The sequence below is a fragment of the Algoriphagus sp. genome (assembly GCF_024305035.1).
Classification (GTDB): domain Bacteria; phylum Bacteroidota; class Bacteroidia; order Cytophagales; family Cyclobacteriaceae; genus Algoriphagus.
Genome location: NZ_JAMWZB010000010.1, coordinates 58,037 through 72,164 on the forward strand (window position 1 = coordinate 58,037; position 14,128 = coordinate 72,164).

Sequence of the window (14,128 nt, forward strand, 5' to 3'; positions counted from 1 at the left end):
GGAAAAGAACGCTTAGGGTTGGCTTTTACATTCGATTTTTACAGCAATTGTGTTTGCTACTCTTTAGTTTAGATATACACATTTATCCAGAAAGTAGCCCTAGGAAGTATTGGAGGTAATGACCATCTCTCCTAAGCTAGAAAAGGCGGTAGTCCAAAATTTAGCCTTTGAGTCTTTTGCTGAAGAATGATAACCAAATTCCGGAGTATGTTGAGAAAGGGCTGAATTAATCCTGGGAGTTATTCCTATGGATTTCCGAGGGGAACAAAGATTCTTTTCTCCACTTTTTGACGATTTTCTTTCCTATTGGCATTTGCAACGCCTTACTTTGCAAGCTTGATCAATCAAGTAAATTTTGAAAATCAAGCAAAAACGTAAACTCATCGAATACTCCAGTATACTCGATCAGCCTATTCGCTTTAGTCCTTTTTTGTTTGGAAGGGATTTTTGGCTTTGGGCGCTTTTAGGCTTGGTCGGTGGAAGCATTGCGGGAGTTTATTGGGTGACATTAGAGTCCCTAATTCATATTTTAGCGGGCCTTGAGGGTTGGACGGTCATTCCGCTGATGACTTTTGCGGGCCTGCTCGCAGGATTGATTATTCACTGGATAGGGGATCCTGGAGAAATTCATCTGATTGTCAATAATATCCGATTTAATAAAGGGAAGCTGAATCCAAAAAACAACCCATCCATGATTCTTTCTTCCTTGATTTGTGTTGCCGCAGGAGGAAGCCTAGGGCCTGAAGCGCCTTTGGTTCAAGTTACGGGTTCTACAGGTACATGGCTTGGAAAATTGTTTCGACTTAAAGGAGAAGCTCTTCGTACTTACAGCATTGCGGGGATGGCTTCTGGGTTTACGGCCCTATTTGGAGCTCCTTTAGGAGGAAGTCTATTTGCTGTGGAAATATTGCATCATAAACACATGCTCGAATATTACCGGGCAGTTGTACCTGCATTGGTTGCAAGTTGCTTCAGTTACCTCGTTTTTGCCTTGATTATCCATTTGGGATTGGGACCAACCTGGAATTTCCCCCAATACAGCTACCAGGGAATTTTCGATTTTGGTTACGCTTTTGGCATTGCGATACTAGGATCTTTGGTCGCATGGATATTTATCTTTAGTACAAAAGCCTGTAAGAAAGCCTTTGAATCCGTACCCATGCCTATTTATGCCAAGACCACACTGGGAGGATTGGTTTTGGGAGTCATTGGCTTTGGATTTCCGATTACGCGTTATTTTGGCCATCATGAGATCAATGAATTGATCGTGCTGAATTTGAGCTGGGAAGCCCTGCTTTTGATTTTGGGAATGAAAATTCTAGCCATATCGGTCACGGTAACCTCCGGTTGGAGAGGTGGGTTTATCATTCCATTGTTCTTTGTAGGAACTTGCCTTGGATTGTTGCTTTGTGAACTTTTTCCCAGTCTAAATCCTACACTGACCTGGGTGAGTTGTATGGCAGCTGTCAATGCTTGTGTAACCCGAACTCCGGTCAGTACCACGATTTTGCTCTGTGTGTTAACAGGCTTTGGTCATTTTGTTCCTATTTTGATTGCGAGCTTGACGGGGTACTTTTTAGCACCTCGAATTCCATTTATCCATTCCCAGTTGAAAAATATTGAGGCTTAGCTCTTCCAAATCGAACTTTGCAATACCGAAGTGCTGTTGCTTCAATTCTGCCTATTAAACCTGGTTTACCTTGAAAAAGCGCATCAAGCGAGCGTTCCGGATATCTCAGTATATCCTCTATCGGGAAACGCTCATCGATTTTAAAGAACAATTCTGGTCTTTTTTGGGAGCATTTGTCGGGATTGGCGCCATTGCTTTTTATCAGACTTACTTTTTGACCCGGGAAGAAAATATATTTCTTATTGGGTCATTTGGAGCTTCCTCAGTATTAGTCTATGGTGCTATTCAAAGTCCGCTTGCCCAACCTCGAAATCTGGTGGGAGGCCATGTGATCTCTGCCTTGGCCGGTGTTGTCATGTCCCAGGTGTTTCCAGAAATCCTCTGGTTGGCAGCTCCTTTGGCCGTATCCTCTTCGATTGTGTTGATGCAAGTGACTAAAACCCTTCATCCTCCGGGTGGAGCTACTGCGCTGATTGCCGTTATTGGAACCGAAAGGATTAAGGAACTTGGGTTTTGGTATGTGCTTTCACCGGTGTTGACCGGTAGCCTGATTTTGTTGCTGGTAGCTTTGGTATTCAATAACATGACCAAAAACCGGGTCTATCCCACTAACTCGCGGTTTACCAAGTATTTAAAAGTTCGGAAGGGATGGTTCCGGTCTTTTCGAAATCCTAGACCAAGTTTGGAAATCCCGAAACCTAAGCGCCAGGCTTGATCCAAAATGGATCCTGCTCATTTTCCACAAATTTTTCCCGGTTTGCATGTCTTGCAATATCCTCCAATTGGGTAGGGGAAGCCTTTTGCTGAATGAGTGGAAAAAGTACCCGCTCTTCGAATCGGATATGTTTTTCAAGTTCTTCTTCAATTTGACCCAACGTTTTTTCCGGAATTTCCCAAGTGGCAAACAGCTTTCTTAATCGTCGATGTTCGCTTAGGCCTTGTTTGATTAGGACATCATCAGTGGCCAAAATGGGGAATATGAGTTTTTCCTCCTCTTCAAAGTGGGTTTCAAGATGATTGGTCCAAAACCACTGGCAATATGCTTTCATTCGGATTGGATCAATACGCCACTTGAATCCTTGACGGATTTTCCAACAGAGCAAGAGCCCCTGGTGATGATCGTGGCTGAGGTGATGTAGGGCTGGATGGCGTTTGAGCGGAGTTATCTTTTTCATGATTTCGTGAAAGGGTTGAAGCGATTATACGATGGGATCTACTGTGGAATTTCGATAATACTTGATTTTAAAATGAAACATCTCGGCCATTCGTTCCCCTTGCTATTTAGCCCTCTGGGTTTTTTCTCAGAAGAAATTGTCATCGACAGTTTCAACGAAAATCTGAATCCAGCGATCAAAATGAGCTTTTTCCGCTCATAAATGTGGGTGAGGTACGAATGGACTTCCCTGGAAGGTATGCTCATCGAGCAGGACGGTTTGCCAGAACTGATACATTTTCTCCAAATGGTCTTCCCATCGGTATTGAATGATAGTTTCAAAAATATTTTTCAAAAGGTCGTTCTGTCTCACTTTTCGGTAAGATTGATCAACAAGGATCCGAATACCACTGAGGTGGTGTAGGTCTGATTTAGTCATTAAAAGAAGGATTGGTAATGATCGGGATTCCAGTACATGATAAAATAAAAGAGGGCAAACCCTACAAAGGAAATCAAGGTAGCCCAAACCCAGGAAGGGATTCCTTTAGGGGTTTCCGAGCCCCGAATCAGAAAGAAATCGTTGCGCTCGCTTCCATAGGAATTAATGGTCACCGGGACTTGATCAGTCACTACCTCTCCATTTTGAAGTCCCACCACTGAGATCGATGGACCGTTTCTGACTTCAAAGGGAACCGTTTTCACTCCTTCCCTTCCCGAAGTAGACTGGGCAACGATGCGTAGCTGATGCTTGCCATCGGGAATTTTTGTGGTGTCTAACACAAACTTAATAGGCGGACTGAATTCAGCAAAGGGAATAGGGTCCTCATCGAGAAAAACCCTAATTTTTCGATTGTCATTCATGTTTGTGGACTGGGGTTAAGATCGTATTCTTGATGTGTTGGGGACTTTTCTCACCGGGTTTCAGGAGAAATTTGAGGCTATACATGAGGGTGAAAAGCACCACCAGTACCGCTCCTGCTAGGATGAAATATTCCGAATCGGCCTGTGGTCCAGTTCCATGACTGATGTCCTGTAAGAGCTTGGGCTGATTCCGTTTGCAAACATCACAGGGGAATGCCTGAATGACCGAGGCTAAGAAGAGGAAGAGCAATAATGACCCCTTTTTCATGATTTCCAGTAGTTGTTTGCCAGGGCAATGGTTTGGAATTCCATGGGGATGACCTGCGCTGAGGCAATCAATTGGGCAGTATCTTCTACATAATCAGTTCGAAGTTTTTTGTGGATTTCAGGGGCAGTTTGGATGGCTCCGATGGATTTTCGGGTAAGTTTTATCGCCAAATTTCGTCCTTCCTGAGGAGTGGCAGTAATCAGCGATTCGAGGTAACTTTCAGATGCGGGCATGAGCTTGGATTTTAGGGGTTAAGGATAAATTTTCGTATTTCTGCGACTTGCTCCACGGTGACCTTTGGAGCTTCATTCCCCCAACTGGTTCGTTCATGATTGGCAATAGCGGCAATTTCTTCATCGGTAAGCAGATCGGCGAATCCCGGCATCGCTCCAAACTCCGGTCTGGCGTCATAGCCTGATAAGATAATTTGAATTAGGATATCTGGATCGTGATCAGTAACAATTTCACTTCCTGCCAAAGGGGGAAATGCTCCGACTATTCCCTCTCCGTTTGGCTGATGACAGGCGGCGCAAGTTTCAGCGTAGAGTTGAAGTCCGTCTAATTCCAGGGAGTTTTCTTCCTGCGATGGTGCTGATGTTTGACGTGTCGAAGGAATAAAGCCAGGATCAGATGCTGTCCCTAAATCGGCCTGAACGAGCGATTGTAAATAACTGACCAAATTCAGGGCTTCGGGCTTGGCCACCAATTTGTGATCTGGATTTTTTAGAAGATTTTGGGGGACAGGAACAACCACATCCTTCTGAGTGACTAGGGCAGGTGATTTTTCTTCAAAAAGCCAAGGGTAACTAGGCATGATTGATTCTTTAACTACCATACGGGGATTGAATAAATGAAGTAAGTGCCACTCCTTCCCCGATTGTCTTTTACCGATTTCGCTTAGATCTGGGCCGGTACGTTCACTTCCCAGTAGAGAGGGTGACTGTCTCCAGATATCCTGTCGCTTTTTGCTGTAATAGTAATCGGAAGCCAAAGAGGGTCGATGGCCCCAAACTTGATCCATTTCTATGTTACGTACTTGCTGGGTATGGCAGGACATGCAGTTTTCTGAAACATAGACCTGAAGGCCTTGGAGTTCTTGCGAATTCAATTCCCTCATTCCGGGCAAGGGTTCCACTTCTTGAAGTTGAACGGCAGGTAAGATTGCGATAATGGTACTTAGAACTGCAAAACCCAGAAAGGCTGTAAAGACGAGTAGTTTATGATTTTTATGAAAGTCTAACATGGGCCTAGGAGTTAAATATGAGTAGAAGAAAGAGCAGGGGATAGCTGAACCGTTTCGGATTTATCCGCTCGCACCATCTTTATAAAATTGAAAGCAAAGACCAAATGGGAGACCAACATCAGCGTACCTCCAATTGCTCTCCATACCCAATAAGGTTGCATTAAGATCACCGAGTGGATAAAGTTCTCGCCTTCTATCCAACTCAAACCCCTCAGCGTCCCACCGGCCATAAGAGATATCATATAGGCAAAAAGCCCCACAAAAGCTAACCAAAAATGAATGCCTACTCCCAAGCCAGGAGGTTCCTTTCCGGTCACTTTGGGCAGTAAGGCATAAATGCAGGCCCAAAGAATAAAGGTGATGATCCCATACATGGTCATGTGAGAATGGGCTACGTTGAAATCGGTAAAATGCCAGATGAAGTTGGTCAGCCGGAATGCTTGCAGACTCCCTTGAGTGGAACCGACAAAATAAAAAACCACTCCTACCAGAAAGAAGGGAAGTACATAACTTTTGGATATCGCACTCCAGCTACCTTTCATGGTCATCAGAAAATTGGTCGTACCTGATAGCACGGGTATAAACATCCCGGCACTGAAGACAATGGCTACGGTCTGAAGCCACCAAGGCAAAGGACTGAACACAAAGTGATGCGTACCGATTAGGGTATAGAATAGCATTTGGGTCCAAAAGGCCAAAACACCCAGGGAATAAGAATAAATCGGTTTATTTAAGGCAGTGGGGAGGTAATAATAGATTAAGCCCAAGGTAAAGGTCATAAACCACATCCCGACTCCCTGATGCATGTAGTAGCCCTGAATGACTGTCTCACCAAGTCCATCCTGAAAAGTGGGAATATACCCGATCAGAACGAGTGTGATCGTCCAGATCAATCCGCCCAATAAGTACCAATTTGAAATGTAGATTTCGGAAATTTTACGGCTGGCGACCGTTTGATAGAAGTTGTAAAAGGTTAGAATCAAGCCTCCGGCAAATAATACCGCAACCGGCCAAATGTACTCCCGGTATTCTCCGCCCCCATTATTGATCCCATTCATTAAGAACAAATTGCCCAGCACCACAGCGAAATTCATCAGATACCAAGCGACTCTGGCAAGGGTATAGGAAAAGATTCGGGTGTTGGAGGTTCTGGAAATCACAAAGTACCCCAATCCCACCATGGCCAAGGAGGCCCAACCCCAAAAAACCGTATTGGTGTGAACCGGGCGAAGTCTTCCAAAAGAAAGCCAAGGGCTCTGATCCATTTCCGGCCAGATGAATTTCATACCCACATACTGCCCCACCATAGTCCCGAAAACCAACCAAAATACTGCTGCTCCTAGGTACCAACCCATCAAGTTTCGTAAAGGCTCGGGTGTTTCCAGCCGTAGGGTTTCTTGCTTTTTTTCATCGACGAGTGGATTTTCAGGATGGCGGGTGACTTTGGCGATCAACCCTCGCTGATCTTCAGAAGCCCCATGGCCTGAAAGCTCTCTTCCAGTAAGCCTGTAGGTTTTGGCAGCCCTTCTTTTTTCCAATATCCAATCCAATTCCTCTTCTTCCCAGTTAATTAGCTCAAATTTGATCCGTTCTTTTTCCCTGAGTTGAGATCGGTTTTGAAGTCCTTGGATGAACGCTGACAGGCGGGAACCGACAATCAAGATGGCTACAAATGAAATGATGGCGATCAACAGTGCCGTACCGATGATGCCGGGGCTCGACCACCAGTTATCCAAGTCTGGGTTAGGAAGGGTCTGAGAAAAAGTTTCTCCCACAAGAAAGAAAAGAAGTAGAGAGGAAAGGATAATGCGCTTCATTTTAGCTAGTACTTTGGATTTATGATCAATTTATTGTTTTTTATTTTCGATAAAATTGTCGGAAATAGAGTCAAAAAAATAGCTATCGAGTCAAGATGGTTTTTCCGGATTTAATCCCAATGGCAAGCTCCAATAGGCTGGTTGTTTCTAGAGCCTTTTTGAGTTCAGAACGGATTTTGACAAATTTAGAATGCATAGGGCAGGGCTGTAGGGCATTACATTCCGAAAGTCCAAGTCCACATCCTAGGAAGATGGACTCCCCGTCTATGGCCGACACGATTTGGATTATTTTTATGGACTCCATATTTCGGGGCTGTATAAAGAAGCCACCGTATGGTCCTTTGAGCGATTCAATCAAACCGCTTTTTACCAAATCGGATAGGATCTTTGCCGTAAATGCTTCGGGTGAACCTACTTTTTCCACGATGTCACCGATTTTAATCCTGTCTCCTTTGAGGGATTGGGTAGCCACGTAAATCATAGCCTTGATCCCGTATTCACAAGCTTTTGAAAACATTCTTTTTTTGACTTGGTCAAAAGTATGACAAAAATCATTTCCGACAAAAACATCGTAAATAAAAAGTCCTTTTTCATGAATAAAAAATCAGACTAGCAGGTATGCGGTTCCGATCTAGAAATATATAGATTGAAGGTCCGATTAAAGATAGGAGAAATGATACTGCTCTGCTGATTTTAATCTCGATGAATAAAAAGATGCAACCTATTGCTTAAATTCTTTTGGATAAAGGCAGGAGTCGAATGCTTAGTCTAGGGTAAAATCCAGTCGATCAGTTAAACCATTGGTTGATCTCAGGTCTAGAGGTCGAATTGATTTTTAGGTTTATCGGGACAAGAGAGGACCTGTCTTTTTGTTTTATCCAAGGGAGGAGCTCTTTTTAAAAAATAGCTGTATTCTTGGAAAATGGGTAGGCCACTCGATTTCATGAATTAGGGAAATCTGTCATTCGGAGATCCTATTCTGCAGAATGTCGTGTGGATGTCATATCCAAGTCGTTTTTAATCCTGTTTTTACCTTTTACTATTGTGCTGTGAATTACGGAACTGAAATCAAATCTCGAAGACTCGCTCGGGGGTGGACGCAAAGTGAACTAGCCCAACGATGTGAACTAACCCTGCTGACGATTCAGCGATTGGAAAAAGGGGAAGTGACCCCTAGTCTTTTGACCCAGTCCAAATTACAGGAAGTCTTGAATATGAGATGGCAATCAGAGGATCAAGATCCTGCCTTCACAATCAATCAATCGTTGAATTGAGCCTTCTTAAAAACCATGAAACCTATCCTTCAATTCCTTCAACCTAAGCTTCTGTTACTTTTAGGACTTGCTCTATTGGGCTTGGTCACTCTACCCTGGAGCCAGGAGCTTGGCCTTTCCCCTACTTCTGATCCGGGTTCTTTTGAAAGTAGAAAATTGGAAATTCAAACGGTCAATTTCGGGTTTAAATCCGAATGCGATATTGAGGTCACCCGGAAAAATGCTGCTGGAGAAATCCTTTGGCAAAAGACCTATGGGGGATCGAGTTATGACAAGGGTGCTGCAGTTCTGAAGACTCAGGATGGGGGTGCTCTTATTTTGGGCTCGACTAGTGCCTTTGGAGCAGGAAATTATGATATTCTCCTGATCAAAACAGACCCTATGGGGGAAGTCCTTTGGCAAAGGACCTACGGGGGGGGGCAATGAATATGGAAAAAATATCCGCTGTAGCGAAACCCAGGAATTTTTGATCGTCGAGGGAACCAGACAGATCTGCGAGAGTCCGAATGTCTCAGCGGATTGCCTGATGGAAACCTGGAATTTTACAATCGATCAAAACGGTCAAGACCAAAAGAGGGGGAATGAGGGAAAGAACAGCATGGCACAAAGGCCTGTATAAAACTTGATTTCAGGTAAACGAAAGAGAAAAGAAAGTAATGAGCGATTAGAATGGACTATATTTTTTTCTCCTTGATGCGGCAAGGAAATCTTCATTTCTTTCCCCTTAAAGCTACCCAAGCTTTTGTATCACGCGCTCCCATTCAACACCTCCTTTCCTTTTTTTAAAAGGGGTAGGTTCGCTTTTCTATCTAAATATGGCAAACAGAAAAAGGAAAGTCCCTTGTCCCCATTAAGATTCAGATAAACCATCATTCATGATTTATTCTGAGCGGAAGCAAATCATCCTGCTGGGATTTCTCCCAGGTTAGGCAAAATATCGTGACCACCAGTATCTTAGTAAGGAACTCTAGTAAGAGATATTTTTTTTCAATTATTATTTATTGTTTTTCAATAAAAATATTCTGAAATTTGATAATTCAAATTTAGATCTCTATGAATACATTCAAAACTCAGTGGAAAGAAAAGTGGGTCAATCAGCCATCTTTGATGTTGATCACCATAGTCATTTGGTCCATCTTTATCGGACTGTGCATTCAGGCAGGTGCGTTGCTATTCACCTTTATTTACAGCTTTTTTAATCCTTTGGTATCTCAGAATCTGTCTGAAGGGCTCAATCTTTCTGCCTTGCAGGAGGAGAATAGCTGGTACTATGGAGGAGTAATTTCCATTTTGCTCTTTATTGCAGGCCAAAAGGCATACCTTTTTTATTTGATGATTCGTGTTTTTCTCAAAATCGATCTCGTACATCCCTTTAGCCGGGCAGTATCCAAGCTCATCTCTCAAATCAGCTATTTGGCTTTGCAGATCGGGGTAGCGATCATTTTTTCCTCTGCACTGTTCAAATGGATGAGTGTCAGGGGTAACGTGCTGGATCGCGCGCCGCAGATGGTGGGTAACGGCTTCGAGTTTTTGCTCATGGCCGCCCTATTGATTGCCATCAGTATCGTATTTAAGCGAGGGGTTGAAATTCAGGAAGAAAATGAATTGACGGTATAAGCCATGCCTATTATTGTAAACTTAGATGTGATGATGGCCAAACGGAAAATGTCGCTCAATGAGCTTTCCGAGAAAGTGGATATCACACTTTCGAATCTGTCCATTCTCAAAACGGGTAAAGCTAAAGCAGTCCGCTTTAGCACCCTAGAAGCTATCTGTGAAGCGCTGGATTGCCAGCCTGGGGATTTATTAGAGTATTTGCGGGATTGAGGAAGGCAAAAGTCTTTAGACTAGAAAAGAAAGGAATTCTAAAAAGTTTTTACTTGAGTTCAACTCTTAGTGTACAACACTTAAAAAGGAACAGGAGCAAAGAAGACTTAGAATGAGAGCTTGAAAATTCTTGTTCTCTTTCTGTCAGCTTCAATCTGCCTTATGATTAAGCTCGGTGAAGGAGATTTCTGCCTGTGGAGACTAGGGAAACTATATCGCAAAAGAGAGGAGCCTTCAGTATCGCTTCATTCCATTATTTTCGATCCAATTCAACTGTTTGATGGTCACCTTTTGGTTAAGTGTGCATCAAAGAGTTTCTGGCATGCCAATCCTTCCGCTTTAGTTAGGTGAAAGGGGATTGAAAGTTCCGATCTTTCAATGGTATCAAAAAGTTGACTCGTCTTCCTATGCTAGGCAAATCAAGAAATCGGGAGGCCGGGGCTGCGCATAAAATTCCAGCGATAAGACTTTTAGATAGTTGCGAAATGGCTTTTTTCCAGGAAAGAATCTTTACTTACTAGAAAGACTAGTTGTCGAACTGGCGGCTTTTGGACTCAAATTCACCGCTTCTTTATCCACTCGACATTTTTCTTAAGACCCAAATAGGGATGATTAAAAAGGCCCAAGGAAAGGAAGTCCTCCTTTGAAAAAGTGGAGGTTCGTAAGCGAAAAACACTTTTCTCACCGGTACCTGTATGGTTATCGATAGGCTTGACATTCCGCAGAACCCTCACCTTGCCTCAGCTCCTTTGTTAGCTTATTGTTTCGCATTTTATGCTTTTGTAAACAATGGCGCTCATGTTAATTTTTAACATTCCTTCGCTTTTCACCCAGCTAGTTTTGAGGAAGTAATTCAATCACTACGTTTATGAAATTCAAAACTTTTACCAAACTAGCCTTGGGGATTTTGGGATTGACCTTCCATCTTTTCCTAAGCAGCGAAATCCAGGCACAGGTAGTCAATGCCACCGTTTCGGGAACAGTCCGGGATGATGCCAGTTCACCATTGATTGGCGCACAAATCATTGTCAAAAACGAATTGACCGGCTTTACCGCTTCAACGGTCACTACAGAATCTGGGAAATACATCATCTCCCAAATCCCACTGGGAACCAATTACACCCTGTCGGTTTCCTATTTTGGTTATGCCTCAAAAACCTTGACCGATATCGCCTTGAACCAAGGGGATAATCTAAAATTTGATCTTCAGCTCAGTGAGGATGCACAGGAATTAAATGAAGTCAGTGTGGTGGCTACTTCGTTGACCAATAGCATTGATCGTCTTGGAAGCTCGACGGCAATCACCGCAAAAGATATGACCACCCTTCCCGTGAATGGAAGAAATTTCAGTTCCTTGGTGAATTTATCTCCTGTGTCCAATGGCAATAACCTTTTGGGACAACTCTTCTCTTCTACCAACTACACCATAGATGGGATGACGAACCGAAGTCCGCTATCCAGTGGATCAACCAACCGGGGACCTTTTTCGATTTCCATGGAGGCGATCCGTGAATTTGAAGTTTCCACCAACGATTATGACGTCACCAATGGTCGAAGCGGAGGAGGTATTATCAGTGCGGTGACTAAAACAGGAACCAATGAAATGCAAGGTTCTGCTTTTATGTTTAACCGGGCAGACTGGTTGGCCAGTAATTTCGATACCAGAGGAAATAGACGTCAGGATGAATTTTCCATTCTACAATACGGAATGACCTTAGGGGGAGCCATCATCAAAAATAAATTGCATTATTTTGTCGCTTACGATGGTCAGCGGGATGCCCGTCCACTTTTCATCGCAGATATCCGAACTCCCCAAGATGAAGTACGATTTAATCTCTCCCAAGAATCCCTGGACCGATACCTTCAAATCGCCCGTTCCAAATATGGCGTGGCGGAATCCCAACAAACGGGAAGTTTTGACAAAATCAGATATTCCCATACCGCTTTTGCCCGACTCGATTATCAGATCAATTCCAAAAACCTGCTTTCCGTACGAAATAATTTTTCTTGGGATTTAAATAGTCAGGGGGTTTCTGACAATTCCAGAATTAACCTGTATGAAGTGTACGGAGACCACCTGTCCAAAGCAAATAGTTTACTGGCCTCCTTGCGAACAGTTTTGTCTCAAAATGTGACCAATGAACTGAAAATCCAATACCTCTACACTTTGGATGACGGGAGGCCAAGCGCTCAGCTTCCCAGTCAAAATATTCCAAGAGCCATTGTAGAGCGGGTCGAGTCTCAAGTGGATGATAGAAATGTAAATACCACCATCCAATTAGGAGGTCAGCGTTATTTGCCCGAAAGATTTGAGTCCCATGTTTACCAACTGGTCAACAACCTTTATTACAACAAGGGCAAGACCAATTATGTCTTTGGAATGGATCTTTTGCTCAATAATCTTACATCCTTGGCCACCAGTGAATTCAATGGACGATTCTATTTTACCGGCCTAGATAATTTTGACAACCTGACCCCCTATCGCTATGCCCGAGAAGTAGCCTTAACCGATCCTACCGTACAGCAAAAAGTGTTTGGTGGAGGCATCTACGCCCAGTCTGATACGGATCTGGGAAATGGCATGAACCTGACGCTAGGTTTACGAGGCGATTATACCACCTATAAAAACGCACCTAATTTTAACCAAACTGTTTTTGATGAATTGGGTCTTCGTACCGATGTGAAAACCGGTGGTTTTCAGATTCAACCCAGATTCCAATTCACCTTGGATATCAATGAGCGCCAGCGCGATATTTTGAGAATAGGTGCTGGGGTATTTGGTTCTGCCCTCAATAACTACACCGATGTCAACAACCTTCAATTTGACGGGACCAAAATTGTTGCCGTAGATATTACCGGAGCAAATGTTCCCACACCAAACTTTCCGTCTTATCGGGATAATCCTGACACCGCACCCGGAGTGGATCTGTTGAATAATCCCAATATTTCTCCAGTGACAACCATCAATATGAACTCTGCCGACCTCAAGGTTCCAACTGTATATAAAGGCAATGTGATGTACAGCCGGATCATTAACAATCGACTCCGAGTAGGGGCTAATTTCATTGCATCTTTCGCTCGAAATAACTACATGTATGTCGATCGAAACTTGGTTGATAACCCCTATTTCCGATTGGCAAATGAAGGAAATAGAGGGGTATTTGTTCCAGCAGAAACCATCAGTACTTCCAATGGGAACGCCGATTGGACCGAAGGAAGAAAAACCACTGAATTGGGAAGAGTGCTTGAGCTTGTAAGCGAAGGCAGAAATAATACCTACACCATGGTGCTTGATGCTACCTACCGTTACCTTAGGGATGGAGAGGTGACTTTAAGCTATACTTGGAATGACTCCAAAGACAATACGTCTTATAATGGAAACGTAGCCAACTCGGCTACCCTTTTCCAGGCAGTGGTCGATGATCCCAGAGACCTTTCTCGCATGACCTATTCCAACGGGCAGTACCGAAACAAAGTCGTGTTTTACGGGACACTTCCTTCATACAAAGGCTTTACGCTGGGCGTTCGTTATTCAGGAATCGGCGGTACCCGCTACTCATTGGTTGTCAATGGAAATGTTAACGGTGACTTTGTCAATTCCAATGATTTGGCATTCGTTTTTGATCCAAACAACACAAGCTTGCCAGAGACGATCCGAACAGATATGCAGGATGTTTTATCCAACTCGGACAATTTAGCGATGGAATACATTCAAAACAGCCTTGGACAGATCGCCACGCGAAATGGGGGAGAAAACGGATTTTATGGCAACTGGGACCTTCGGTTGGCTAAAAAGCTCTTCTTCGGATCTAAAAAGAAAGCTGGAATCGAATTGGGTGCTGACGTATTCAATGTGGCTAACTTGCTCAACAAAACCTGGGGGACCAATAAAATCCTTAGAAATCAAAGCTTGATGACCATCCGAAACTTTGATCCAGAAACTCAGCAATACATTTACGAAATTAATCCGAATGTAGGGGTGGCCAACCCAGGAGGTACGCCTTATCAGATTCAGGTTTCAGGACGAATTTTCTTCTAAAAACCACCAATCCAAG

The 14,128-nt window shown here is 43.5% G+C and carries 15 protein-coding genes; 7 read left to right on the forward strand and 8 right to left on the reverse strand.

What is annotated here, in order from left to right; all coding sequences use genetic code 11:
* Nucleotides 1–355: 355 nt before the first annotated feature.
* On the forward strand, nt 356–1,630 hold the full coding sequence (locus tag Q0L00_RS07240; protein WP_297336203.1) for a chloride channel protein: 1,275 nt from the start codon (nt 356–358) through the stop codon (nt 1,628–1,630).
* Nucleotides 1,631–1,700: 70 nt separating this feature from the next.
* Nucleotides 1,701–2,345 (forward strand): HPP family protein, encoded by a 645-nt coding sequence (locus Q0L00_RS07245; RefSeq protein ID WP_297336204.1) that lies wholly within the window; start codon nt 1,701–1,703, stop codon nt 2,343–2,345.
* Here Q0L00_RS07245 and Q0L00_RS07250 read toward each other — a convergent pair.
* The 8 genes from Q0L00_RS07250 to Q0L00_RS07285 form a co-directional block, all read right to left on the reverse strand.
* Nucleotides 2,329–2,805 (reverse strand): hemerythrin domain-containing protein, encoded by a 477-nt coding sequence (locus tag Q0L00_RS07250; protein WP_297336205.1) that lies wholly within the window; start codon nt 2,803–2,805, stop codon nt 2,329–2,331. The genes Q0L00_RS07245 and Q0L00_RS07250 overlap by 17 nt on opposite strands.
* Nucleotides 2,806–3,000: 195 nt before the next feature.
* On the reverse strand, nt 3,001–3,222 hold the full coding sequence (locus Q0L00_RS07255; RefSeq protein ID WP_297336206.1) for a group III truncated hemoglobin: 222 nt from the start codon (nt 3,220–3,222) through the stop codon (nt 3,001–3,003).
* Nucleotides 3,222–3,644 (reverse strand): cytochrome C, encoded by a 423-nt coding sequence (locus Q0L00_RS07260; RefSeq protein WP_297336207.1) that lies wholly within the window; start codon nt 3,642–3,644, stop codon nt 3,222–3,224. The genes Q0L00_RS07255 and Q0L00_RS07260 overlap by 1 nt, the downstream gene beginning before the upstream one ends.
* Nucleotides 3,637–3,912: a hypothetical protein gene (locus tag Q0L00_RS07265; RefSeq protein WP_297336208.1), complete on the reverse strand. Its 276-nt coding sequence runs from the start codon at nt 3,910–3,912 to the stop codon at nt 3,637–3,639. The genes Q0L00_RS07260 and Q0L00_RS07265 overlap by 8 nt, the downstream gene beginning before the upstream one ends.
* Nucleotides 3,909–4,145 carry a hexameric tyrosine-coordinated heme protein gene (locus Q0L00_RS07270; RefSeq protein ID WP_297336209.1) on the reverse strand — a complete coding sequence of 79 codons (237 nt, stop codon included), beginning with the start codon at nt 4,143–4,145 and terminating at the stop codon, nt 3,909–3,911. Before Q0L00_RS07270 ends, Q0L00_RS07265 begins: the two co-directional genes overlap by 4 nt.
* Before the next feature lie 11 nt (nt 4,146–4,156).
* Nucleotides 4,157–5,155: a cbb3-type cytochrome c oxidase subunit II gene (locus tag Q0L00_RS07275; RefSeq protein WP_297336210.1), complete on the reverse strand. Its 999-nt coding sequence runs from the start codon at nt 5,153–5,155 to the stop codon at nt 4,157–4,159.
* Between the two features lie 11 nt (nt 5,156–5,166).
* Complete coding sequence (locus Q0L00_RS07280; RefSeq protein ID WP_297336211.1) at nt 5,167–6,972, reverse strand: cbb3-type cytochrome c oxidase subunit I; 1,806 nt, start codon at nt 6,970–6,972, stop codon at nt 5,167–5,169.
* Between the two features lie 82 nt (nt 6,973–7,054).
* Entirely contained in the window at nt 7,055–7,489 is a 435-nt protein-coding gene (locus Q0L00_RS07285; protein WP_297336212.1) for an Rrf2 family transcriptional regulator, read from the reverse strand.
* A gap of 532 nt (nt 7,490–8,021) precedes the next feature.
* Between Q0L00_RS07285 and Q0L00_RS07290 the strand changes: the two genes are divergently transcribed.
* The 5 genes from Q0L00_RS07290 to Q0L00_RS07310 all read left to right on the forward strand — a co-directional run bounded on the left by Q0L00_RS07290 (nt 8,022) and on the right by Q0L00_RS07310 (nt 14,112).
* Nucleotides 8,022–8,246: a helix-turn-helix domain-containing protein gene (locus tag Q0L00_RS07290; RefSeq protein WP_297336213.1), complete on the forward strand. Its 225-nt coding sequence runs from the start codon at nt 8,022–8,024 to the stop codon at nt 8,244–8,246.
* A 15-nt stretch (nt 8,247–8,261) separates the two neighbouring features.
* On the forward strand, nt 8,262–8,672 hold the full coding sequence (locus Q0L00_RS07295) for a hypothetical protein (RefSeq protein WP_297336214.1): 411 nt from the start codon (nt 8,262–8,264) through the stop codon (nt 8,670–8,672).
* A 627-nt stretch (nt 8,673–9,299) separates the two neighbouring features.
* Complete coding sequence (locus tag Q0L00_RS07300; RefSeq protein ID WP_297336215.1) at nt 9,300–9,863, forward strand: DUF2975 domain-containing protein; 564 nt, start codon at nt 9,300–9,302, stop codon at nt 9,861–9,863.
* A gap of 3 nt (nt 9,864–9,866) precedes the next feature.
* Nucleotides 9,867–10,073, forward strand: coding sequence for a helix-turn-helix transcriptional regulator (locus tag Q0L00_RS07305; protein WP_297336216.1), 207 nt, complete (start codon nt 9,867–9,869; stop codon nt 10,071–10,073).
* 868 nt (nt 10,074–10,941) lie between these two features.
* On the forward strand, nt 10,942–14,112 hold the full coding sequence (locus Q0L00_RS07310) for a carboxypeptidase regulatory-like domain-containing protein (RefSeq protein ID WP_297336217.1): 3,171 nt from the start codon (nt 10,942–10,944) through the stop codon (nt 14,110–14,112).
* The last annotated feature ends 16 nt before the right edge of the window (nt 14,113–14,128 follow it).

Coding starts and splice junctions, on each gene's coding strand:
- Q0L00_RS07250 (WP_297336205.1), bottom strand. CDS start 2,805: ATGAAAAAGATAACTCCGCTCAAACGCCATCCAGCCCTACATCACCTC.
- Q0L00_RS07255 (WP_297336206.1), bottom strand. CDS start 3,222: ATGACTAAATCAGACCTACACCACCTCAGTGGTATTCGGATCCTTGTT.
- Q0L00_RS07260 (WP_297336207.1), bottom strand. CDS start 3,644: ATGAATGACAATCGAAAAATTAGGGTTTTTCTCGATGAGGACCCTATT.
- Q0L00_RS07265 (WP_297336208.1), bottom strand. CDS start 3,912: ATGAAAAAGGGGTCATTATTGCTCTTCCTCTTCTTAGCCTCGGTCATT.
- Q0L00_RS07270 (WP_297336209.1), bottom strand. CDS start 4,145: ATGCCCGCATCTGAAAGTTACCTCGAATCGCTGATTACTGCCACTCCT.
- Q0L00_RS07275 (WP_297336210.1), bottom strand. CDS start 5,155: ATGTTAGACTTTCATAAAAATCATAAACTACTCGTCTTTACAGCCTTT.
- Q0L00_RS07280 (WP_297336211.1), bottom strand. CDS start 6,972: ATGAAGCGCATTATCCTTTCCTCTCTACTTCTTTTCTTTCTTGTGGGA.
- Q0L00_RS07285 (WP_297336212.1), bottom strand. CDS start 7,489: ATGTTTTCAAAAGCTTGTGAATACGGGATCAAGGCTATGATTTACGTG.
- Q0L00_RS07295 (WP_297336214.1), top strand. CDS start 8,262: ATGAAACCTATCCTTCAATTCCTTCAACCTAAGCTTCTGTTACTTTTA.
- Q0L00_RS07300 (WP_297336215.1), top strand. CDS start 9,300: ATGAATACATTCAAAACTCAGTGGAAAGAAAAGTGGGTCAATCAGCCA.
- Q0L00_RS07305 (WP_297336216.1), top strand. CDS start 9,867: ATGCCTATTATTGTAAACTTAGATGTGATGATGGCCAAACGGAAAATG.
- Q0L00_RS07310 (WP_297336217.1), top strand. CDS start 10,942: ATGAAATTCAAAACTTTTACCAAACTAGCCTTGGGGATTTTGGGATTG.